The organism is uncultured Roseibium sp. (genome assembly GCF_963675095.2).
Classification (GTDB): domain Bacteria; phylum Pseudomonadota; class Alphaproteobacteria; order Rhizobiales; family Stappiaceae; genus Roseibium.
The window spans coordinates 1-21,763 of the sequence record NZ_CAXXSJ010000052.1 but is presented as its reverse complement, the minus strand read 5'-3'; the positions used below and the strand labels follow the sequence as shown (position 1 = coordinate 21,763).

Genomic DNA, 21,763 nt, shown 5'->3' with positions numbered 1-21,763 from the left:
CGGGCTCCCCGATCCCGGGTCTCGCGACCGTTCGCCCGGGATGACCAAATTGGAACTTTCTCTTATCGTTCCAGCCAGAAATCCGGGGTCAGGATGACGATCCCGGCGATGATCTCCAGCCGGCCGAGGATCATCTGGATCGCCAGCAGCCACTTCGCCGTATCGGACAGGCTCTGGAAATTTCCGGCCGGGCCGATGATCTCTCCGACCCCGGGGCCAACGTTGGCTAGCGCCGTGATCGACGCGCTGAGCGCCGTTTCGAGGTCCATGCCCAAGAGGCTGTAGATGGCGGCGAAGACCGCGAAGGTGCCCGCATAGAGGATGCTGAACACCAGGACGCCCTCGATGACCGAGCTGCCGACCGGTTTGCCGGAATACCGCGTGTTGACCACCCTATGCGGATGGATCATCCGCCGAAGCAGCGTGTGGATGAAGCCCAGAAGCACGGCGATACGGAACATCTTGAAGCCGCCGGCCGTCGACCCGCTGCATCCACCGAGGAATGTCAGCAGGAAAAACACGGCGATGAAGAACGGACCCCATTGGAGATAATCGTCGGTGGCGTAGCCCGTCGTCGTCACCACCGAGACGACGTGAAACACGGAATCGGTAAACAGGCCCAGGGGCGCACTGTCGTTCTGAGCGCGAAGCGAAAGAAAAACGGCGAAGCTCGCGATCGTCACGATGGCGAGAAAATAGAGGATCTGCGAGGTGTCCTCGAGCGGCTTGCGCTCAAATAATCGGATCAGAACCAGGAACGGAACGCTCGAGGCGCACATGAAGATGATCGCCACCCAATAGGCCGCGATATTGTCGAACTGGCCGAAGGACATGTCCGAGGTCGAATAACCGCCGGTCGAAACGGTGGTCATCGCGTGGTTGATCGCCTGGAAGGCGGTCATGCCACACAGGAAATAAAGCAGGGTACAGCTCAGCGTCAGCCCCCCATAGAGGATCAGCAGGCGCGCCAGGAACGGCTCGATCCGGCCATAGGGCTTGGAGGCATTCTCCGAGGATTCGATGGCGAACAGCTGGCTTCCGCCGACCCGTAGGCCAGGCAAGAGCCAGATGCCGATGACCACGATACCGATACCGCCGATCCATTGCAGCAGAGACCGCCACAAGAGAATGCCCGGCGGCATGGTGTCCAGGCCGGTCAGGATCGTGGACCCGGTCGTCGTCAGGCCGGAAGCAGCCTCGAAAAAGGCATCGGCGAAAGAAATATTCAGGCCGCTTCCGTAAAGCGGAATGGCGCCCGCAAGCGAAAAGGCCAGCCAGGCCGCATTCACGAACAGCAGGGTTTCCCGCGACCGGTAGGTGAATTTCCGCCCCGCCAGGGCTGCCACCATCAGGGCGCCGACGCAGGCGATCATGAGCGCAGAGGCCAGAAACACAATCCAGTCCGGATTGCCCGCCACGAGATCGGTGGCAGCCGGAATGAGCATGAAGCCCGCAATCAGGATCAGAAGCCGGCCAATGGGAAGCGCAATCGCGCGATAGTCCATATCAAGTACCCTGCGGAGCCTCGTGAGTAACCGGAACAGCGAAACCGACGACACCGGATAAGCGAGATCATTTCCCTATAGCCGAAGTTTCCGGTTAGACATACCCGCAAAGCGGAGCACCGGGCAATCCGGCCCTTTTCCTTGACTCTTCCGCCTGATTGCTTCATAGAGCGCCAACTCCATATGAGTGACTGACATTTCGATCCGCCGACCGGGACCCGCAAAGGTGTAAAGAGATCCCGGAGGTTCACATCCGACAGCGCGATGCGCCCTCGGGTGTCACACTGCTTTGCGCGGATCGTTGTTCGTTCCCATATGGTCGGGAGAGCCTCCCGAAACCTGAAATGCCAAGGACCAGTTAATGTTCGAAAGCCTGTCCGATCGACTAAGCGGAATTTTCGACAAGCTCACCGGCCGCGGTGCGCTGTCGGAAAACGACGTCAATGAAGCGCTGCGCGAAATCCGCCGCGCGCTGATCGAGGCTGACGTCGCGCTTCCGGTCGTCCGGTCTTTCACCGACAAGGTCCGCAACCGCGCGGTCGGCGCCGAAGTGGTCAAATCGGTCACCCCCGGCCAGATGGTGGTCAAGATCGTCCACGATCAGCTCGTGGAAATGCTCGGCTCCGAAGGCCAGGGCATCGACCTGAATGCCGCAGCCCCCGTACCGGTCATGATGGTCGGCCTGCAGGGCTCGGGTAAGACAACCACCACCGCCAAGATCGCCCGCCGCCTGACCCAGCGCGACAAGCGCAAGGTCCTGATGGCCTCGCTCGATACCCGCCGGCCCGCCGCCCAGGAACAGCTCAAGGTTCTCGGCGAGCAAAACGGCATCGACACTCTGCCGATCATCGAAGGCCAGGGGCCGGTCGAGATCGCAAAGCGCGCCATGTCGGCGGCCAAGCTCGGCGGCTATGACGTGGTCATGCTCGACACCGCAGGCCGTATTCACATCGACGAGCCGCTGATGGTGGAAATGGCCGAGGTCAAGGCCGCGGCCAATCCGCACGAAATCCTGCTCGTCGCCGATGCGCTGACCGGTCAGGACGCGGTCAATCTCGCCAAGAGCTTCGATGAGCGGGTCGGCATCACCGGTATCGCGCTCACCCGTATGGATGGTGACGGCCGCGGCGGCGCGGCCCTTTCCATGCAGGCCGTCACCGGCAAGCCGGTGAAACTGATCGGGACCGGCGAAAAATCCGACGCCCTTGAGGATTTTTATCCCAAGCGGATCGCCGACCGGATCCTGGGCATGGGCGACATCGTCTCGCTCGTTGAAAAGGCGGCCGAAGCCATCGACGCGGAAAAGGCCGCGCAGATGGCGAAGAAGATGCAGAAGGGTCACTTCGACCTGAACGATCTCGCCGAACAACTGAAGCAGATGGAAAAGCTCGGCGGCATGTCGGGCATGATGAGCATGCTGCCCGGCATCGGCAAGATGAAGAAGCAGATCGAGGCGTCCAATCTCGACGACAAGATGTTCAAGCGCCAGGTCGCCATCATCCAGTCGATGACCGCCAAGGAACGCGAAAAGCCCGAACTCCTGAAGGCCAGCCGCAAGAAGCGGGTCGCCGCCGGGTCCGGTGTCGATGTCTCGGACGTCAATAAGCTTTTGAAGATGCACCGCCAGATGGCGGACATGATGAAGATGATGGGCAAGAAAAAGGGCATGCTCGGCAAGATGATGGGCGGCCTGACCGGAATGGGCGGCATGCAGGATGTCGATCCCAAGCAGCTTGAGGAAATGGCCAAATCCGGCCAGTTGCCCGGCGGCATGGATCTGCCCAAGGGCCTTCCCGGCGGCCTTGGCGGGCTTGGTGGCCTCGGCGGCGGCATGCCCGGTCTTCCCGGCCTCGGTGGTCCAAAAATGCCAGGTGGCCTCGGCGGCCTTCCGGGTCTGGGCAAGGGCAAGAAGAAATGAGCATGAGCGACGCGGAAAACCGGCTGGGCGAAAGCTCGGCCATGGCGGAGCTACTGGCTCTGCGGGCCTCCATCGACAACATCGATGCCGCTCTGGTCCACATGCTCGCCGAACGGTTCAAATGCACCCAGAAGGTGGGTGTGCTGAAAGCCACAAACGACCTGCCGCCGGCGGACCCGGCGCGGGAGAAAATTCAGATCGAACGCCTGCGCCATTTGGCTGTGCAGGCCAATCTCGATCCTGATTTTGCCGAAAAGTTCCTGAACTTCATCGTGAAGGAAGTCATCCGGCATCACGAAGCCATTGCCGCTGAAACCGGCAAATAAACACACTGGAGAACTGAAAAATGGCTACCAAAATTCGTCTGGCACGTGGCGGTTCCAAGAAGCGCCCGTATTACCGCATCGTCGTTGCCGACATCCGCTCCCCGCGTGACGGCCGCTTCATCGAAAAGGTCGGTTCCTACAATCCGATGCTGCCGAAGGATTCCGAAGAGCGCATTCAGCTGAATGTCGAGCGCATCCAGTACTGGCTCGGCACCGGTGCCCAGCCGACCGACCGCGTGGCCCGTTTCCTGGATGCCGCCGGCCTCATGAAGCGCGAACCGCGCAACAACCCGAAGAAAGCCCAGCTCGGCCAGAAGGCTCAGGAACGCCTGGACGCCAAGAAGCAGGCTGAAGAAGAAGCAGCCGCTGCCGCCGCAGAAGCCGCAGCCGCACCGGCAGCCGAAGAAGCTCCGGCCGAAGAAGCCGCTGCTCAATAAGATGCAATATCCGGGCTAGTCACCCGAATCTGAAGTTCGTCTCATTTCCCAGCTTGCGCTGATGAAATGAGGCGTATTTCAAATCCACCACACGAGTGCCGGACGGCTTTGAGGAAGACACCGCACAATGGGTGATGTCGGCAAAGACATGGTCCTCATGGCCGTTATCGGCGCAGCCCACGGCATTCGCGGTGAGGTGCGGGTCAAGCCCTATGGCGACGACCCGCTTTCCTTCACCGACTACGGTCCCCTGGTCACCGAAGACGGCAGCCGCACGTTCGAAGTCCTGAACGCGCGGATCCAGAAAACCGTCGTGATCACCAGGTTCAAGGGTATAGACGACCGCAACCAGGCCGAAACCCTGAACGGTCTCAACCTGTATATCCCGCGCGACCGGCTTCCCGAGCCGGAAGAGGACGAATTCTATTATTCGGATCTCGAGGGACTCGTCGTGATTTCGACTGCGGGCGAGGAGCTGGGCAAGATCGTTGCCGTGCAGGATTTCGGTGCCGGAGACCTGCTGGAAGTCCGCCCGAAACGGGGCCGGACCTTCTACATCCCGTTCACGAAAGCCTTTGTTCCGGAAATCGACCTGGAAGCCGGCCTGGTGAAGGCCGATCTGCCGGACGACTACTTTTCCGACGACCGATCGGAATCGGCGGACAGATCGTAATAAATCGGCTGCAGACCCATCTGCTCCAGATCGAGCGGCACCGGCTTTTCTTCCATGACCTGCCGCGTTTCAGACCGGATCAGGGCGATCGCGGTCACGACCATGGCAATCCCCACCCCGTTGGCGAAGGCATCGGCAAGGGAGGATTGATGATTGGGAAGAAAACCCTGAACGATCTCTCCGGCCAGTCCCATGGAAAAGGCAGCCACCGCGGATATCCGCAGGCGGCAACAAAACAGGGCATGGATCGACAGGGTCAGAAGCGCGTAGAAGCCCACGTGGATGATCTTGTCAAAGGGATGCCCGACGCCCGTATTGAAGACCAGTCCGGCCAGGACACCGAAGGTCAGCAGGGCAAGAAGCGGCAGAACGCGGCTCAGCGAAAGATCCAGATAATGCTGGTCGACACGCTGTTGAATGAATTTCGGCAGCTTCAAACGGAACACGGGCATTGGAAAACCTGACGCGAATGCTATCCCTGGAACTAGGGTACAGACCACTATGCCGGGGGAAGTTTAATGCCCCCCTTAAAAGCACCGTTAAGATGCTCAAAAGAATGGTAAATGTGTTTTAACCCTAAGCATTCCCTACGAACGGGAAACAAACCCGCCGGTGACAGGACATGGCCTTCAAGGCAACCGTATTGACGCTCTACCCCGACATGTTTCCCGGTCCCCTCGGCCAGAGCCTGGCCGGCCGCGGACTGGAGCGTGGATTATGGACGCTGGAGACAAGCCAGATCCGGGATTTCGCCACGGACAAACACAGATCCGTGGACGATACCCCGGCCGGGGGCGGCGCCGGTATGGTGCTGCGCGCCGACATCCTGGCAAAGGCGATCGACGGGTCCGTCCCGGCGGATGATCCGCGGCCAAGGCTGCTGATGAGCCCGCGCGGCCGGCCCTTTACCCAGGCCATGGCGCATGACCTTGCCGAGGGACCGGGCGCCATCATTGTCTGCGGCCGGTTCGAAGGTGTCGACCAACGCGTGATCGAGGCGCGGAACCTTATGGAAGTCTCGATCGGCGACTACATCCTGTCGGGCGGCGAAATCGCCGCGATCACCATGCTGGATGCGGTCGTGCGCCTGATCCCCGGCGTGATGGGCAATATGGAAAGTGCCGAAACCGAAAGTTTCGAAACCGGCCTTCTGGAACATCCGCATTACACCCGCCCAGCCGAGTTCGAAGGCCGGACCATTCCCGACGTGCTCACCTCCGGCAATCACCGGAAGATTGCCGAATGGCGCCAGCAGCAGGCGGAAGAGCTCACCAGAAAACGGCGGCCGGACTTGTGGGAGCGCCATCAACGGCGGGAACGGGACTGACCCCCGCCTAACCGGCGCCCGCCTCAGACCCCTCCGGAAGCCGGGCCAGGATCTGCGCGCCCATGCGGACCACGTCTGACTGGGACCGTGTCCCGATCTTGGTGTGAACGCTTGCAAGCTGGTTACGCGCGGTGTTGTAGGCGATCCCGAGACGGTCCGCGGATTCGCGCAAGGTCGAGCCGTAGATCAGTTCCTGTATGAGCGCACTTTCGCGCTCGCTCACCCCCAGCGCTCCGGCAAGAACGCCCATTGCACTTTTCGGCCTGTCTTCCGGATTGAAATAGGTCACCAGGAACGGCGTTCTTGGCCCCAGGAACGGTTCCAGTGATGGATGAACCCGATCGTCCGGAAGAACAGGAAGAACAAAGAAAAACCCGTCTCTCTTACCCGACCGGCACAAAAAAACCGGCCCCACCGGCGCGGAAGTCGACCTGGCACAATCCACCGCATTCTCAAGTCGTTTGCGTATCGTGAGATCGCAGGATGTCAGCTCGGCCGCGGGAGACGTTGTGAACAGTTTATCTCTCTCAAGTGTCCGTTCTGCCATGGCGTTCATGTGGACGATGTGACGAGACGCGTCGACCACGAAAGCGGGTGTCGGAATTTGCTCCAGCCAGAAGCCGTACCGGGCCGTACTGACCTCCCGTCTGCGCACTTCGAGGAGAAGATTGAAGGCCCCCTGGAAATGGGGCCTCAGAAACCGAAGCGTCTCGTTGACGCGTTCTTCGTCATCCGCGCTGTATTCTTTTGGAAAATTGGCTGCGACAAAAGCAGAATCCGCGCCCTTCCGATGCAGGATGATTCCTGTCGCCCTGTTGATGTGGCAATCATCCCGGCAGAACTCGTCATAAAAATCGGTCTTCTCGACCTCTTCCGGGGAAATCACCGACGCGGTACGAACGATATCCGAGACGTCACAGTTGAGGGCTATCGGCGGGAACGGATTTTGTGACTCGATCCGGCTCAACCGTTCCGCCGTATCCGGTCCGTGATTGTAAAAGGCGCAGTCGTAAAGCGCATTCTGATAGACACACTGCGCCTGATAGGAGATCGGCAGATCCGGGAACGCCGCCGCCAGATCGGACAGCACACAGGACAAACCGCCGTCCAGCATGGCAGCGGAATAAAGCTTATGAAGCAATGCTTCGCGATCGAGTTGCATAGGAACTCCAGCCAAACCCAACCTTCATCATACCGGAACGCGTCAAAACATATAGTGCATTTGGATCATTCGGAACTTTTCCCATTGCGATAAAATGAAGGTGCCGTAAGGGAAATAGGATAGTGGTGGGACTACAATTATAGCCTTGCCGTATTGTCTCTCCCTCCGGGGGGCGTTTGCCTTCGGTGGTATTCAAAGCAATTTCACAGGCATCAGCGGCGACCGGCATCCCCGGTCGCCGTATTTTTTGGCATGATCGGCCGCAAAATACTCGGATTTTGTGCTTTTTCCAAAAACCGCATGACAAACGCCGAGTCTTCCTGTATCACGCGCGGCGAATGGTTCCGATGGGAGAATTCCGCCCACCGGCCGGCAAATGTCACCATGGCCCAGAGACGGTGAACCCGTCCCCGCTCAGTTTCTTGCGGAGGACGCTCTGACCGCTTTGTAAATTGAAAAGGGAAAAATGCCATGAACATTATCGAGCAGCTCAACGCCGAAGAAATGGCGAAAATCGAGGAAAGCCGCAAGCTTCCGGAATTTTCTCCCGGCGACACGGTCAAGGTCAACGTCCGCGTGACGGAAGGCAACCGGACCCGTACCCAGGCTTACGAAGGCGTCTGCATCGCCCGTTCCGGCGGCGGCATCAACGAGAGCTTCACCGTCCGGAAGATTTCCTATGGCGAAGGCGTCGAGCGCGTGTTCCCGGTCTACTCCCCGATGCTGGAAGGCGTCGAAGTGGTTCGCCGCGGTAAGGTTCGCCGCGCCAAGCTCTACTACCTGCGCGATCGTCGCGGCAAGTCGGCTCGTATCGTCGAAGCGACCAACGCCCGCGCCAAGCGTCTCAACGAGGAAGCCCGCGCCGATGCCGCTGCCGTCAAGGCTGCTGCTGCTGCCGAGAAGGAAGCAGCCAAGGCCGCTGAAGCAGCAGCTTCCGCCGAGAGCGCCGCAGAATAAGCCGGACACCGGCTTCAAAACCGAGTTTTCAAAAGGGCAGCCCCTCGGGTTGCCCTTTTTGCTTCGCGCACCTCAGATCCCTTACCCGGTTTCAATCTCAGTTGAAGAATACTCAACTCAGACGTCTTGACCGCACGGCCTGCTTTGAGTCATTGAAATGCACAACAATGGGGAGGACGTGAACGCGCGTCGTCCCGACAACAAAGACCGGTCCAGACCATTCAGCAGCGGACGCGATGCCGGCGAATGGATCCTTGATAAAGGCCGGGCCGGTTTCAGGAGAGAACCATGACGAAAGCCAGGACGCTTTACGACAAGATCTGGGACGACCATGTGGTCGATATGCAGGAAGACGGAACGGGCCTGCTCTACATCGACCGTCATCTGGTTCATGAAGTGACCAGCCCCCAGGCATTCGAAGGCCTGCGCATGACCGGACGCAAGGTTCGCCAGCCGCAGAAAACCCTGGCCGTCGTCGACCACAACGTGCCAACCACCGACCGCAGCCACGGCATCGATGATCCGGAATCCGCCCTGCAGGTCGAAACGCTCGCCAAGAACGCCGCTGACTTCGACGTCGAGTACTACAATGAACTCGACCACCGTCAAGGCATCGTCCACATCGTCGGTCCGGAACAGGGCTTCACCCTGCCGGGCATGACCATCGTCTGCGGCGACAGCCACACCTCGACCCACGGCGCCTTCGGCGCACTGGCCCACGGCATCGGCACCTCCGAAGTGGAACACGTCCTGGCCACCCAGACGCTGATCCAGAAAAAAGCCAAGAACATGCTGATCCAGGTGGACGGCAAACTGCCCGAAGGCGTGACCGCCAAGGACATCATCCTGGCGATCATCGGCGAAATCGGCACCGCCGGCGGCACCGGCTACGTCATGGAATATGCAGGCGAAGCGATCCGCGAGCTCTCCATGGAAGGCCGCATGACCGTCTGCAACATGTCGATCGAAGGCGGCGCCCGCGCCGGCCTGATCGCACCGGACGAAAAGACCTTCGCCTATATCAAGGGCCGTCCGAAGGCCCCGACCGGCGAAGCCTGGGACCGGGCCGTCGAATACTGGAAGACGTTGCACACCGAGGAAGGTGCGCATTTCGACAAGGTGGTCGAGCTCGACGCGGCCAACCTGCCGCCGATCGTCACCTGGGGCTCGTCTCCCGAAGATGTCGTCTCTATCACCGGCGTCGTGCCGAACCCGGACGATATCAAGGACGAAACCCGCCGCACCTCCAAGTGGCGCGCGCTGGAATACATGGGCCTGACGCCCGGCACGAAGATCACCGACATTGAGCCCAACGTCGTGTTCATCGGCTCCTGCACCAACGGCCGTATCGAGGATCTGCGCGCCGCCGCTGCCGTCATCGGCAACGGCAAGGTCAAGGACGGCATCCGCGCCATGGTGGTTCCGGGCTCGGGCATCGTCAAGGAACAGGCCGAAGCCGAAGGTCTCGACAAGATCTTCCTGGCAGCCGGTTTCGAATGGCGCGAGCCGGGATGTTCCATGTGCCTGGCCATGAACGCCGACAAGCTGGCACCCGGCGAGCGGTGCGCCTCCACGTCGAACCGCAACTTCGAAGGCCGTCAGGGCTTCAAGGGCCGGACCCATCTGGTGTCCCCGGCGATGGCCGCCGCCGCCGCCATCGCCGGCCACTTCGTCGACATCCGCGAGTGGAAAGCACCCTGATTCGACGCAAATTGGACTAAAACATGCGGGCGCCTGGTAGGCGCCCGTTTGCATTTTGTCGCGGCCCCTCCCCAACGGGTAGGAACAGACAGCGTTTCATTTCGAAAATTCAATTGGTTAATGAGCATTAACACCGGGTCCGGACGGGCGACCCGGAAATGTAGCTTGTGAATTAATCAGGCTTCACAAGAGTGTCACAGCCGCTCTACAATACTCCCATCTCATGAGGTCAGGCCCGCGTCCGGACAGCCGGATGGCAGCCGTCCGAGCAGGCATGAGGAGCGGAAGGTGACGATAGCGGTTTCGTCTGGAGCACACCCGGCTTTGGTGCTCAATGCGGATTACCGGCCGTTGAGCTACTACCCCCTGTCTCTCTGGTCGTGGCAGGATACGATCAAGGCTGTGTTTCTGGACCGGGTGAACATCGTTTCCGAATATGACACCTGTGTCCGAAGTCCGAGCTTCGAGTTCCGATTACCAAGCGTCGTTTCCCTCAAGACTTTCGTCAAGCCCAGCCGTTACCCTGCCTTTACCCGCTTTAACGTCTTCCTCCGCGACAAATTCCAGTGTCAGTATTGCGGCTCCAGGGATGAGCTGACATTCGACCACCTCATTCCCCGGTCCAAGGGCGGACAGACAACCTGGGAAAACGTCATCACCGCCTGCTCCCCCTGCAATCTCAAGAAGGCCAACAAGTCCTGCAAGCAGCTGAACATGTGGCCGATGCACATGCCGTTTCAGCCAACCATCCAGGACCTGCACAACAACGGCCGCGGTTTCCCGCCGAATTATCTCCACGAAAGCTGGCTCGACTTCCTCTATTGGGACACCGAACTCGAACCGTGACGGCTCCAGCCGCGCGGTTTCCCGGGTTTCTCCAATCGAAGTAAGCAACACTTAACCGAGACTGCAGCTTCCTTGGTATTTCTTACAGATTTTAATAAATAAAAATTTGTTTTGGCGGACGCTCCACGCAGGTCTCATCCTGGAGAGTGCGTCATGTTTTCAGCTGCCCGCCGACAGCTTCGGATTTCTGCGGCCCGGTTTGCGAGGAATGCAAACGGTTCCATGCTGCCGATGGTTGCAGTCCTGGCCGTCCTTCTGCTCGTCATCGGCGGCGCGGCCGTAGATTACAGCCGGGCGATCGGCCAGCGCACCACGATGGCAAATGCCCTGGATGCAGCGGCATTGACCATTGCCAGCCAGTTGTCGTCTTCGATCATGACCGATGAGGAAATCGGCGAAAGCCTGAAGGACGCGTTCGCGGCCAACCTGAACAATATGGGCTATTCGGACATCGCCATAGAAAACCTGCAGCATAACGTCGACAGCGATGCCGGAACGGTTCACGTGTCCTCCTCGATCGCGATCCCGACCAAGTTCATCCATATAGGCGGGATCGGCCCCGATACGATTTCTGTCAGCGTTGATACTGAGGTGAACTACTCCAAATTCGATGTCGAACTCGCACTGGTACTCGATGTGACCGGTTCCATGAGCGGCGACATGGAAACCTTGAAGGACGCGGCAACTAGCCTTGTCGACACCCTGATCCCGGATGGCACGTCCGAATCCGACAGTAAGATCCGGATTTCGATCGTCCCCTACAGCCAAGGCGTCAATCTCGGCGAATATGCGCAGGCCGTGACCAACGGCAACAAGGGAACCCGGAACTGCGTCACAGAGCGAACCGGCGACGCCCAGTATACGGACGACCCGTACGACTATGATGAAGACAACGAGGATTCCTACTTCGGCGGCGGATCCAACAGCTGCGCGTCGACACCGCAGATGGAGCCGCTGACCGCCAAACGCAACAAGTTGACCACCGCGATCAATAAACTGTCCGCCAGTGGCGCCACTGCCGGCCAGACCGGCATTGCCTGGGGATGGTACTCCCTGTCACCGAACTGGACGAACCTGTGGCCGACGAAAAGCGCGCCGGGAGACTATGGTGACGACGACATCCTGAAATTCGCCATCATCATGACCGACGGCGACTTCAACACCTATTATGACCTTGAGGAAAACGAGGTCTGCACCGGCAAGAAAAAGAAGAAGACCTGCACGACAGTCAAGGAATGGACGCAGACCCGGGAATCGGAATACGCCACCAATGTCTCCTCGACCCGGGCCAAGGACCTGTGCGAGGCGATGAAGGACGAAGGCGTCGAGGTGTACACGATCTACTTCGGTTCAAACAGCAGCTCGGCCGGCGCCAAGGTCATGAAGTCATGCGCCACCAGCGGATCGACCTTCTATATGGCCTCCTCCGACGAGGCCCTGATTTCCGCTTTCGGCAATATCGCCAAGAAAGTGCAGTCGATCTACCTCGCCAAATAAGGCATTCCGAGCGCTCAACTTGGAAGAACCTCTCGCGTGCGCCTGGATTCATTCCGGCATCGGCATTTATTCCATTTCGGATTTTTACTTATATATTGAAAATAATTTCAAATAATCCGGGAAGATTTATCTTATCCCCTACGAGTATTGGTTAATACACATAATTTTACGGGCTTGATTTAAGAATTCTCGAACTTTTTTAACGTATGCAATGCGTGTAGGCCTCGGAGTCGCCGCGTTGAACTATAAAGCAAGCTTAATACAACTTAAAAAATACAATTCAGACCAGCGCGGCTCGATCATGCCGATGTTCGCCATTCTAGGCGTCATGCTGATGGTTATCGCCGGCGCTGCCGTGGACTACAGCCGCGCGGTGAACAACCGTGAAAAAATGGCCCACGCCCTGGATGCGGCCGCATTGACCCTTGCCACCAAATTATCGACGTCGGTCATGACCGACAGCGAAATCGATACGCTGCTTGGCGAGGCATTCGCTGCGAATATCCAGACGCTGGGACTTGATGATGTCGCCATTTCCAACCTGACCCACAACGTGGATCCCGACAACGGCGTCATCGATATCGCGACCACCGTCTCTGTCCCGACCCAGTTCCTCAGCATGGGCGGCATCGGCCCGGACAACCTGACCGTCCATGTCAAAACCGAAGTGAATTATTCCAGGTTCAACGTGGAGCTCGCACTTGTCCTCGATGTGACCGGCTCGATGAAATACGACATCGACACGCTGCAGGATGCTTCGAATGACCTTCTGGACACACTCATTCCCGAAGGCACTGACGAGTCCGACAGCAAGGTCAAAATCTCCATCATCCCCTACAGCCAGGGCGTCAATCTGGGCAGTGATGCGTCCACGGTCACCAATGGCGACGCCTCTGGCAACTGTGTGACCGAACGCCTCGGCGAAGCCCAATATACGGATGATGCGTATAATTATACGCCTACGGACGCCAGCCTGGTCTCCTCCAGCTATTTCGGCGGCGGGTCGGGAAGTTGTCCCAACAACTCCATGAGCCTGCTGCCACTGACGAACGACCGCGATGCGCTCCAAACCAAAATATCGGCGCTGGACGACGGCGGTGGCACCGCGGGCCAGACCGGCGTGGCCTGGGGCTGGTACACGCTGTCACCGAACTGGTCCAACGTTTGGCCGACGGACAGTGCGCCTGGCGCCTACGACGACGATGAACTGCTGAAATTCGCGATCATCATGACCGATGGCGACAACAACCGCTATTACGATCAGGACATCGAAAAGTGCGGTTGGAAGTACAACTACTCAAAAAATAAATATGAATATACTTGTTACACGGTCACCGGTTGGTCGGAAGTGTCCGAGAGTCAAAGCTACAGCAACGAATCTTCAACGAGACAGCGGGCCCTGTGTCAGGCCATGAAGGACGAAGGCATTACGGTCTACGGTATTTATTTCGGAACCAACACCTCGTCCGCGGGCGCGAAAAACATGTCCGCTTGCGCGACGGACGCGTCGACGTTCTATCAGGCGAACTCCAGCAGCGAGCTGATCAGCGCTTTCGGCAATATCGCCAAGAAAATCCAGGCGATCTACCTCGCGAAGTAGAGAGCCGGCAAGCCATCCCAAACAAAAAGCCCGCCAAAACGGCGGGCTTTCTTTTTTAATGCGGCGGACAGATCAGCCCCGGTTCTGCCGGTTCTCGATCAGGTCGTCGACCACCGCCGGTTCCGCCAGCGTCGACGTATCGCCCAGATTGTCGAAGCTGTCTTCGGCGATCTTGCGCAGGATACGGCGCATGATCTTGCCCGAGCGGGTCTTCGGCAGACCGGGTGCGAACTGGATCAGGTCCGGCGAAGCGATCGGTCCGATTTCGGAACGCACGTGGGCGACGAGTTCCTTCTTGAGCGCATCGGTCGGCTCCTCGCCTTCCATCAGGGTGACATAGGCGTAGATGCCCTGGCCCTTGATGTCGTGCGGATAGCCGACCACGGCGGCTTCCGAGACCTTCGGATGCGCCACCAGCGCGCTTTCCACTTCCGCGGTTCCCATACGGTGGCCCGAGACGTTGATCACGTCATCGACACGGCCGGTAATCCAATAGTAGCCGTCCGCGTCGCGGCGGCAGCCGTCACCGGTGAAATAGAGGCCCTTGTAGGTGGCGAAATAGGTTTGCACGAAGCGCTCGTGATCGCCGTAGACGGTCCGCATCTGGCCGGGCCAGCTGTCCTTGATGACCAGGTTGCCTTCAGTTGCCCCTTCCAGGAAGTTGCCTTCCGCATCGACCACCCCGGGCTGAACGCCGAAGAACGGCCGGGTCGCCGAGCCGGGCTTCAGATCGGTGGCGCCGGGCAGCGGTGTAATCAGGATGCCGCCGGTTTCCGTCTGCCACCAGGTGTCGACAATCGGACAGCGCTTTTCGCCAACCACATTGTAATACCAGGTCCAGGCTTCCGGGTTGATCGGCTCGCCCACGGAGCCAAGCAGGCGCAGCGACTTGCGGGAGGTCTTGGTGACATGCTCGTCGCCGGCCCCCATCAGCGCGCGGATCGCCGTCGGCGCGGTGTAGAAGATATTGACGTTGTGCTTGTCGCAGACTTCCCAGAACCGGCCCGGTCCCGGATAGGTCGGCACGCCTTCGAACATCAGCGTGGTCGCCCCGTTGGCGAGCGGCCCGTAGACGATGTAGCTGTGTCCGGTGACCCAGCCCACATCCGCCGTACACCAGTAGACGTCACCCTCATGGTAGTCGAAGACATACTCATGGGTCATGGAGGCATAGACGAGGTAGCCGCCCGACGTGTGCATCACGCCCTTCGGCTTGCCGGTGGAGCCTGAGGTATAGAGGATGAACAGCGGATCTTCCGCGCTCATTTCCACCGGTGCGCAATGGTCGGACACGCGATCGGCTTCCTCGTGGTACCAGACGTCCCGCCCGTCCTTCATCGAGATATCGCCGCCGGTGCGCTTGACCACGATGACGCTGTCGACCGGCGCCTTGTCGGCCGCCCGGTCCACATTGGCCTTGAGCGGCACCTTGCGCCCGCCACGCAGGCCCTCATCGGCGGTAATCACGCACTTGCTTTCGCAATCCTCGATACGCTGCGCCAGCGAATCCGGCGAGAAGCCGCCGAAGACGATGGAGTGAACGGCGCCGATGCGCGCACAGGCGAGCATGGCATAGGCCGCTTCCGGGATCATCGGCAGGTAGATGGTCACCCGGTCGCCCTTCTTCACGCCCTGGGCATGAAGCACGTTGGCGAACACGTTCACTTCGTGATGAAGCTGCTTGTAGGTGATGACCTTGTGTTCGGAAGGATCATCGCCTTCCCAGATGATCGCCGGCTGGTCGCCGCGCGTCGCCACATGCCGGTCGACACAGTTGGCGGAAACGTTGAGCGTCCCGTCCTCGAACCACTTGATGGAAACGTTGTGATAGTCGTAGGAGGTGTTCTTCACCTTGGAGAAGGGCTTGATCCAGTCGATCCGCTTGCCGTGCTCGCCCCAGAACCCGTTCGGGTCGTCCACGGAGCGCTGGTACATCTCAAGGTACTTGGCATTGTCCACGTGCGCGCGTGCTGCAACCTCCGCAGGCACGGGGAAAACATTATCCGACATGTAATTACCTCCCAAACACCACAGATGGGCACGACCGTCCGTTGGATCGGCTGCCTCTTTGTCGGCGCCATTATGCTTACCCGCCTGCCAAGCGTCCATACGCAAGGGCTGGTACTTTCGTAGGCGTCGACCTTTATCCGGAATCCCTGTCGCGAAACCTAACTAATCAGGCCAATGACCACGCCCTGAATGAGGAGAACGCCGAGCCAGTGCCCGCCATCGATCAATGTGAGGCTCCACGGCGCGCCCTGAAACCGGTGGTTGACGATCTGCGTGGTCGCCACGAAGCCCAGCCAGATCAGGACGGCCGAGATCAGGCCGGTCTTCAAGGTGGTCTCGCCGGTGTGATAGATCACGCCCGCCAACACGAAGGCCATCAACAGCTGGCAAAGGAAAGTGACGACGAAAGTCTTCGGGTTCGGCCTGGTTTCCTCCTTCGTCAGTCCCGCTGCTTCCATCCAGGCCTTCCCAAGCAGGCCGTACCAGACAGCGCCAAAGACAAAGGAGACCACCGCGGCAGCGGCGACCGAGACAAGGTTGATACCATCGAACATCATGGGCTCCGCCCCCCTATAGCCAGACCACCAATGATAAAAAGCGTGATATGAGATCCTTATCACATTTCCGTATCCCGTTCGGCTCTAATTTCCGCGGGCGGACGCGTATCCCATTGGGGGATATGGTTTTATGACCGACTTTTCGTGAAGTGGATTTTCAATGCCTCTAGTTGATCGACGCTTTTTCAGGCGGCTCGGAACTGCGCTGCTCGGCAGCGTCCTTGTCGCCGGCTCGGCCCGGGCGGAGCCGGATTACCTTTTCGTGCTGGACTCTTCGAACTCCATGTGGGGACAGATCGACGGAACATCAAAGGCCGAAATCGCCAAGTCTGCCTTCAGGGATCTTGTTGCCGATCTGCCGGAGAATGCCCATGCCGGCCTCATGGCCTACGGCCACCGTCGCAAGGCCGACTGCGGCGACGTGGAGACTCTGGTACCGATAAGCCAGCTGGATCGGATGCACCTCATGCAAAGCGTGGAGGCCTTGAAGCCGCGCGGCAAGACGCCAATTACCGAAACCCTTCGCCAGGCCGCAGAATTGCTGGCGTCGAAAGACCGTGCCGGACGGCTGGTCCTGATATCGGATGGAATCGAGACCTGCGGCGGTGATCCTTGCGCGCTTGCGGCCGAACTCGCCAAGACGGGGATCGATTTCAAGGCGCATGTGATCGGTTTCGACATCGCCTCCAGGGCCGACCAGGCGAAAATCGCCTGCATCGCCCATCTGACCGGCGGAACCTATTGGAATGCCAGGGATGCTGACGGCCTTGCCAAAGCGCTCAAGGAAAGCGTTGCCGCGGTCGAAGCGAAGGCACCGGCTCCGGTGACGATCCTCAAGGCGGTCGACAAAGACAGCGGCCAGCCCGTAGCCGGACCCGTGGAATGGGTCGTCGCCAGCGCCGAAGACGAAACGGTCGTCTCGTCCGGCCTGACCGGCGGAACAGTCGAGGTGGCCCTCGAACCGGGCACCTATGTCGTCAGCGCGGAACTGGAGGAACGAGCCGGCGGAGCCGAGCTCGTGGTATCCGATAAAGGCGGGTCCCAGATCGTCCTGCTGGATGGCACTTTGCCCGAAGCGATGGTAACGCCGGCCGCGGCGGAAGCACCCGCAACGTCCCTGCTTGAGGTCGCCTTCAAAGGCCCGGAGGCAAGCGATGATTTCCTGCGGATTGTAACGCCTGACGGTCAACGGCTCGAACGGGACCTGTGGGCCTATGTAAGGGATGGAAACCCGGCCAAGTTGCCCCTGCCGACCGAGCCGGGCGCTTACAAGGTCGTCTACGTCTGGACCGAAGGATCGGAACGGGTTCTTGCAAGCGCGCCGCTGACCGTCACAGAAGTCTCCGCCACGCTCACCTATGCTGCCGAGATCGCAGCCGGCAAACCGGTGGAAATCGCCTGGGAGGGACCTGGCGGTCCGGAAGACTGGATCGGCATCGTCCCGAAGGGTGGCACTGCCGATGACTATGACGGTCGTTGGAAGGGCACGGCCGACGGATCGCCCCTCGTGGTCCAGGCTCCCGGCGAGGCAGGCGCCTACGAGGTGATCTATGTAACCGGGGTCGACCAGACCATTCTGACCCGACAACCGCTCAGTGTCGTCGAAAGTGCGGCAAGTCTGAAAGCGCCGCCGAGCGTGGAGGCATCTGCAAGGCTGAAGGTGACATGGTCCGGCCCAAAGGGCAGCGACGACTGGATCGGCATTGCGCCGGTCGGTTCGGATGCCCAGGCCTATGTCACTTACGAGCGGCCCGAGGGCGACAGCGTGTCCATTGTCGCCCCGCTGGCGCGTGGGACGTACGAGCTGCGCTACATTCTGTCGACCACCGACGGCTCCCGGATCCTGGCCAGTCAGCCCCTGACGGTGACGGACCCGGCGGTGTCTCTGGAAGGCCCAAAGGAAGTCCCTGCGGGATCGACAATCCGCGTAAAGGTTTCAGGACCCGCGAACGACAGCAATTTCATCGGTTTCGCCGACCCTTCGCAGGATGCCTGGGGAACCGCGTCCGGAGCCTGGGCGAGCGCCAACGACATCAGAAATGGTGAACTGGAACTCACGACACCCGCGGAACCCGGCACCTACGAGCTGCGTTTCGTCTTGTCAGCGGGGGATGCGGAGATCGCCGCGCGGCAGACAGTAACGGTCCGCTGAAGCGTCGCAGTACCAAAAACGAACCCGGCGATCTGTCGCCGGGTCCCGGTTCAGCCGCCAAGGCCGCCTTTTTCCACGATAAAGCTGACGATCTGGCCAATGCCGTCGCCCGCCCGCATGTTGGCGAAGACGAAGGGACGCTTCTTCCGCATCCGCAGGGAATCCCGCTCCATCACGGAGAGATCGGCCCCTACGTAAGGTGCCAGATCGGTCTTGTTGATCACCAGAAGATCGGACCGGGTGATGCCCGGCCCGCCCTTGCGCGGGATTTCCTCGCCCGCGGCGACGTCAATCACATAGATCGTCAGATCGGCGAGTTCCGGTGAAAAGGTCGCCGCCAGATTGTCACCCCCGGATTCGATCAGGATCAGATCCAGGTCCGGAAACGCCTGGTTGAGATCGTGCACCGCCGCGAGGTTGATTGACGCGTCCTCGCGGATCGCCGTATGCGGACAACCGCCTGTCTCCACGCCGCGGATACGGGCGCTCGGCAGCGCCTGAGAGCGCATCAACGCCTCCGCATCCTCGCTGGTGTAGATGTCGTTGGTGATCACGGCGAGCGAATAGTCGTCGCGCATGGCCTTGCAGAGCCGGTCTGTCAGGGTGGTCTTGCCCGAACCGACCGGACCGCCGATACCGACGCGCAGGGGACCGTTAGGTGAGGTCATTGGGATAACTCCGAAAATACCGGTACCGATTGCCGGATACCTTGGAAATGAGACCGGGGATCATGAACGAAACAGCCTGGAATACTTCGTCTCATGCGCCATGGAGGCAATGTCGCCAAGGAAGGTGCTGGTTCCGAGATCATCAAGTCCGGAGCGAAGCGCGTCCTCGGTAACCCCGGCAACCGCCGGTTCCAGCCTTGCGAGAACCCGCTGGCCGTCGCTCTGGCCGAGTGGAACCGCCCTGACCGCCGCCGAAATCACATTGGCCATGAAAGCATGCAGAAAACCGGTCACGGTCGCCTCGACCGGAATCTCCCAGGCCGCCGCAACCAGACCGACGGCGACGGGATAGGGCCAAAGCTTCGGTCTGTCCGAACTTGAGGGATCGGTCAGCCGTACAAACAGGCCTGCCGCCGATCCTTGTCCCTCCGGCGCCCAGGCCTTCAGAACCGCCTCTATGAAGGCCGAGCCCTGAGCGCTGGTTTCCAGGTGCCGCTCCTTTGACGGCTGCAGCGCGATACCGAGATCGATCAGATGCCGCACGCCCCCCTCGTTACCCTGCCTCGCGGCAGCCATCGTTTCCTTCAGGAGAATGGCATCGCTGCGCCCGGAACCGTATTTCAGTACATCCAGAAGCCAGGCTTCCAGGCTCGCCGCGTCGGAGACGTCGCCGTCCTCGATCACCTGTTCCAGCCCATGGCTGTAGGTGAAGGCGCCGACCGGGAAGGCCGGGGACAGGAAAGCCAGCAGCCGATAGAGCGAAGCGAGAGAAACAGGTTCAGTGGTCATGGGTATGGCTATGACCATGGTGATGACTGTGCCCGTGCGAATGCCCGTGGTCGTGGTCATGCCCGTGACCATGATCATGACCATGGGTCTGGCCATGCCCGTAGGCGCCGCCTTCCGGATCGAACGGAGCCTGCAGGGATGTCAGCCGGCCGCCAAGGCGGACCACCATGTCCTCGATCACATGGTCGCGGCGGATGCGCAGGGTCGTTCCCATAAGCTGGGTCGGCAGGTGCCGGTTGCCGAGATGCCAGGCGATCTTGACCAGGTGTCCCATATCGTCGGCTTCGATTTCGACCAGATCTTCCGGGGCCGCCCGCACTTCCACGATCCGGCCGTCTTCCAGCTTTAACCCGTCGCCGTGATGCAGGGTGACCGCGCTTGGCTGATCGAGCAGGAAGGACAGCCCGCCCGCACCGGTCATGACCGCCCGCCGGCGATGCCGGTCTTCCCGTTCCAGGGTGATGGTATCGGCGGGAGAACCGTCCCAGGTTCCGGCGATCAATATCTCGGCAACGCGGATCATGATGCAGCCTTGACCTTGGCCATCAACCGCTGGAAGGCCGGGCGGGCACGCAGACGCATGAAATAGTCGTAAAGCCGGCCTTCCTGCGGCAGGTCGAACTTGGCGGCAAGCGCCCAACCGGAGCAATGACCGGTGATGATATCGGCGATGGTGAAGGTCTCGCCCATGAGGTAAGGGCCTTCGCCCAGGCGAGATTCGAGCGTTTTCCAGCGCCCGGCTGAACTCCAGCCGGCAAACCGCCTTGATTTCCGGAACCCGCACCTCTTCCGGATGAACGAAGGAGTTCTTGGCCGCCGTCCACAACGCCCCGTCCAGTTCGTCGACGCCGAACTGGGTGAAGCTGTCCTGACGGGCGCGTTCAACGGTGCCCGCCGGGAAGGTCAGCTTGCCGTGCTTGTCGGCAAGATAGGTACAGATCGCCACGGAATCGGTCAGCACCGCATCCCCGTCGATCAGGATCGGGATCTTGCCGGCGGGATTGAGCGCCAGAACGGTTTCCGAGCGCGGTGCAGCCGGATCGTGTTCGTAAGCCTCGCCGAGCTCTTCAAGTGTCCACAACACGCGCATCACGCGCGACTGAAAGGCTCCGATGACCTTGTACATTGCGTTTCTCTCCTCGGATCTCAGTCCGGAGCCGATGGTTTCGGCGCAGCCTGCGCGGCGAAGGATCCACCGCGCCGGTGCACCGGCCTCAGCATTGTTTTCGATGTCGCCGCGGTTTCCGCAAGCGCCTTTTGAACACGGGCGTCTCCGGCCGTGATGGCATCCGCCAGTCGGCTGAATTCCGGCTCGACGGCAGCCTCTTCACCCGTCAACAATCGACCAATCATCCCGATACCCTGCCAAAGGCTCAGGCCCGCATCGAACCCGGTCCAGGAAGCCGCGCCTTGCGAAAGTCGCCCCCGGAAGGCGGCCGCGCACCTGTCCGCAGGCGTGCTGTCCTTTTCCCAGTTTCCGACGGAAATCAGAAGCTCGACAGCACCGCTGGCACCATAGTCCCAGTCGGCGAAATAAATCGCATGCGGCTGCCCGTCCTTCCTGACATAGCCTTGCGGATAACATGCTTCCGGATCGCAGCAGGGGCAGCCGCCGGACGGGTCGCTGCCCAGTTCGAT

The 21,763-nt window shown here is 60.2% G+C and carries 20 protein-coding genes; 11 read left to right on the top strand and 9 right to left on the bottom strand.

All coding sequences use genetic code 11. The features are described from left to right. Positions 1–62: 62 nt before the first annotated feature. Entirely contained in the window at positions 63–1,505 is a 1,443-nt protein-coding gene (locus ABIN98_RS19805) for a TrkH family potassium uptake protein (RefSeq protein WP_346912338.1), read from the bottom strand. A 361-nt stretch (positions 1,506–1,866) separates the two neighbouring features. On the opposite strand from ABIN98_RS19805, the gene ffh reads away from it, so the two are divergent. The 4 genes from ffh (at position 1,867) to rimM (ending at position 4,859) form a co-directional block, all read left to right on the top strand. Then, positions 1,867–3,423, top strand: coding sequence for a signal recognition particle protein (ffh, locus tag ABIN98_RS19800; RefSeq protein ID WP_346912336.1), 1,557 nt, complete (start codon positions 1,867–1,869; stop codon positions 3,421–3,423). Positions 3,424–3,425: 2 nt separating this feature from the next. Further along, the gene (locus ABIN98_RS19795; protein WP_346912334.1) at positions 3,426–3,749 is read left to right on the top strand and encodes a chorismate mutase; all 324 of its coding nucleotides are present in this window, start codon (positions 3,426–3,428) and stop codon (positions 3,747–3,749) included. Between the two features lie 20 nt (positions 3,750–3,769). Continuing rightward, positions 3,770–4,186, top strand: a complete 417-nt coding sequence (gene rpsP, locus ABIN98_RS19790; RefSeq protein ID WP_346912332.1) for a 30S ribosomal protein S16 — start codon at positions 3,770–3,772, stop codon at positions 4,184–4,186. 127 nt (positions 4,187–4,313) lie between these two features. Next, positions 4,314–4,859, top strand: coding sequence for a ribosome maturation factor RimM (gene rimM, locus ABIN98_RS19785; RefSeq protein ID WP_346912330.1), 546 nt, complete (start codon positions 4,314–4,316; stop codon positions 4,857–4,859). Here rimM and ABIN98_RS19780 read toward each other — a convergent pair. Continuing rightward, a complete protein-coding gene (locus ABIN98_RS19780; RefSeq protein ID WP_346912328.1) occupies positions 4,817–5,311 on the bottom strand; it encodes an antibiotic resistance protein VanZ in 495 nt (164 codons plus the stop codon). The genes rimM and ABIN98_RS19780 overlap by 43 nt on opposite strands. Positions 5,312–5,481: 170 nt before the next feature. Here ABIN98_RS19780 and trmD point away from each other — a divergent pair, with 170 nt between their 5' ends. Further along, entirely contained in the window at positions 5,482–6,186 is a 705-nt protein-coding gene (trmD, locus tag ABIN98_RS19775) for a tRNA (guanosine(37)-N1)-methyltransferase TrmD (RefSeq protein WP_346912326.1), read from the top strand. Between the two features lie 7 nt (positions 6,187–6,193). On the opposite strand, the gene ABIN98_RS19770 is transcribed toward trmD, so the two are convergent. Next, positions 6,194–7,348, bottom strand: coding sequence for a helix-turn-helix transcriptional regulator (locus ABIN98_RS19770; protein ID WP_346912324.1), 1,155 nt, complete (start codon positions 7,346–7,348; stop codon positions 6,194–6,196). 471 nt (positions 7,349–7,819) lie between these two features. On the opposite strand from ABIN98_RS19770, the gene rplS reads away from it, so the two are divergent. The 5 genes from rplS (at position 7,820) to ABIN98_RS19745 (ending at position 13,949) form a co-directional block, all read left to right on the top strand. Continuing rightward, entirely contained in the window at positions 7,820–8,305 is a 486-nt protein-coding gene (rplS, locus tag ABIN98_RS19765; RefSeq protein ID WP_346912322.1) for a 50S ribosomal protein L19, read from the top strand. 288 nt (positions 8,306–8,593) lie between these two features. Then, positions 8,594–10,006 carry a 3-isopropylmalate dehydratase large subunit gene (leuC, locus tag ABIN98_RS19760; RefSeq protein WP_346912320.1) on the top strand — a complete coding sequence of 471 codons (1,413 nt, stop codon included), beginning with the start codon at positions 8,594–8,596 and terminating at the stop codon, positions 10,004–10,006. Positions 10,007–10,294: 288 nt separating this feature from the next. Beyond that, positions 10,295–10,852 carry an HNH endonuclease gene (locus ABIN98_RS19755; RefSeq protein WP_346912318.1) on the top strand — a complete coding sequence of 186 codons (558 nt, stop codon included), beginning with the start codon at positions 10,295–10,297 and terminating at the stop codon, positions 10,850–10,852. A 222-nt stretch (positions 10,853–11,074) separates the two neighbouring features. Next, positions 11,075–12,349, top strand: coding sequence for a TadE/TadG family type IV pilus assembly protein (locus ABIN98_RS19750; protein WP_346912316.1), 1,275 nt, complete (start codon positions 11,075–11,077; stop codon positions 12,347–12,349). 238 nt (positions 12,350–12,587) lie between these two features. After that, positions 12,588–13,949 (top strand): pilus assembly protein TadG-related protein, encoded by a 1,362-nt coding sequence (locus ABIN98_RS19745; RefSeq protein ID WP_346912314.1) that lies wholly within the window; start codon positions 12,588–12,590, stop codon positions 13,947–13,949. 72 nt (positions 13,950–14,021) lie between these two features. Here ABIN98_RS19745 and acs read toward each other — a convergent pair whose 3' ends face one another. Together acs and ABIN98_RS19735 are read right to left on the bottom strand one after the other, a co-directional pair. Continuing rightward, entirely contained in the window at positions 14,022–15,959 is a 1,938-nt protein-coding gene (acs, locus tag ABIN98_RS19740) for an acetate--CoA ligase (protein ID WP_346912312.1), read from the bottom strand. Positions 15,960–16,117: 158 nt separating this feature from the next. Beyond that, positions 16,118–16,516 carry a DUF1761 domain-containing protein gene (locus ABIN98_RS19735; RefSeq protein WP_346912310.1) on the bottom strand — a complete coding sequence of 133 codons (399 nt, stop codon included), beginning with the start codon at positions 16,514–16,516 and terminating at the stop codon, positions 16,118–16,120. 160 nt (positions 16,517–16,676) lie between these two features. Between ABIN98_RS19735 and ABIN98_RS19730 the strand changes: the two genes are divergently transcribed. Then, a complete protein-coding gene (locus ABIN98_RS19730) occupies positions 16,677–18,668 on the top strand; it encodes a VWA domain-containing protein (RefSeq protein ID WP_346912308.1) in 1,992 nt (663 codons plus the stop codon). A 50-nt stretch (positions 18,669–18,718) separates the two neighbouring features. Here ABIN98_RS19730 and ureG read toward each other — a convergent pair whose 3' ends face one another. From ureG to ABIN98_RS19710, 4 genes are all read right to left on the bottom strand, one after another. Beyond that, positions 18,719–19,336, bottom strand: coding sequence for an urease accessory protein UreG (gene ureG / locus ABIN98_RS19725; protein WP_346912306.1), 618 nt, complete (start codon positions 19,334–19,336; stop codon positions 18,719–18,721). Positions 19,337–19,396: 60 nt separating this feature from the next. Continuing rightward, positions 19,397–20,125 carry an urease accessory protein UreF gene (locus ABIN98_RS19720; RefSeq protein ID WP_346912304.1) on the bottom strand — a complete coding sequence of 243 codons (729 nt, stop codon included), beginning with the start codon at positions 20,123–20,125 and terminating at the stop codon, positions 19,397–19,399. Then, entirely contained in the window at positions 20,115–21,251 is a 1,137-nt protein-coding gene (locus tag ABIN98_RS19715; protein ID WP_394701566.1) for a glutathione S-transferase N-terminal domain-containing protein, read from the bottom strand. Before ABIN98_RS19715 ends, ABIN98_RS19720 begins: the two co-directional genes overlap by 11 nt. Before the next feature lie 20 nt (positions 21,252–21,271). Next, the coding region (locus tag ABIN98_RS19710; protein ID WP_346912302.1) for a hypothetical protein at positions 21,272–21,763 on the bottom strand (492 nt) is incomplete at its 5' end.

What these genes read in the sequence shown, in the direction of transcription:
- ABIN98_RS19795 (WP_346912334.1), top strand. Translation starts at nt 3,426, where the DNA reads ATGAGCGACGCGGAAAACCGGCTGGGCGAAAGCTCGGCCATGGCGGAG.
- ABIN98_RS19735 (WP_346912310.1), bottom strand. Translation starts at nt 16,516, where the DNA reads ATGATGTTCGATGGTATCAACCTTGTCTCGGTCGCCGCTGCCGCGGTG.
- ABIN98_RS19780 (WP_346912328.1), bottom strand. Translation starts at nt 5,311, where the DNA reads ATGCCCGTGTTCCGTTTGAAGCTGCCGAAATTCATTCAACAGCGTGTC.
- ABIN98_RS19805 (WP_346912338.1), bottom strand. Translation starts at nt 1,505, where the DNA reads ATGGACTATCGCGCGATTGCGCTTCCCATTGGCCGGCTTCTGATCCTG.
- ABIN98_RS19715 (WP_394701566.1), bottom strand. Translation starts at nt 21,251, where the DNA reads ATGTACAAGGTCATCGGAGCCTTTCAGTCGCGCGTGATGCGCGTGTTG.
- rplS (WP_346912322.1), top strand. Translation starts at nt 7,820, where the DNA reads ATGAACATTATCGAGCAGCTCAACGCCGAAGAAATGGCGAAAATCGAG.
- trmD (WP_346912326.1), top strand. Translation starts at nt 5,482, where the DNA reads ATGGCCTTCAAGGCAACCGTATTGACGCTCTACCCCGACATGTTTCCC.
- ffh (WP_346912336.1), top strand. Translation starts at nt 1,867, where the DNA reads ATGTTCGAAAGCCTGTCCGATCGACTAAGCGGAATTTTCGACAAGCTC.
- ABIN98_RS19770 (WP_346912324.1), bottom strand. Translation starts at nt 7,348, where the DNA reads ATGCAACTCGATCGCGAAGCATTGCTTCATAAGCTTTATTCCGCTGCC.
- ABIN98_RS19730 (WP_346912308.1), top strand. Translation starts at nt 16,677, where the DNA reads ATGCCTCTAGTTGATCGACGCTTTTTCAGGCGGCTCGGAACTGCGCTG.
- rimM (WP_346912330.1), top strand. Translation starts at nt 4,314, where the DNA reads ATGGGTGATGTCGGCAAAGACATGGTCCTCATGGCCGTTATCGGCGCA.
- leuC (WP_346912320.1), top strand. Translation starts at nt 8,594, where the DNA reads ATGACGAAAGCCAGGACGCTTTACGACAAGATCTGGGACGACCATGTG.
- ABIN98_RS19750 (WP_346912316.1), top strand. Translation starts at nt 11,075, where the DNA reads ATGCTGCCGATGGTTGCAGTCCTGGCCGTCCTTCTGCTCGTCATCGGC.
- ureG (WP_346912306.1), bottom strand. Translation starts at nt 19,336, where the DNA reads ATGACCTCACCTAACGGTCCCCTGCGCGTCGGTATCGGCGGTCCGGTC.
- acs (WP_346912312.1), bottom strand. Translation starts at nt 15,959, where the DNA reads ATGTCGGATAATGTTTTCCCCGTGCCTGCGGAGGTTGCAGCACGCGCG.
- ABIN98_RS19720 (WP_346912304.1), bottom strand. Translation starts at nt 20,125, where the DNA reads ATGACCACTGAACCTGTTTCTCTCGCTTCGCTCTATCGGCTGCTGGCT.
- rpsP (WP_346912332.1), top strand. Translation starts at nt 3,770, where the DNA reads ATGGCTACCAAAATTCGTCTGGCACGTGGCGGTTCCAAGAAGCGCCCG.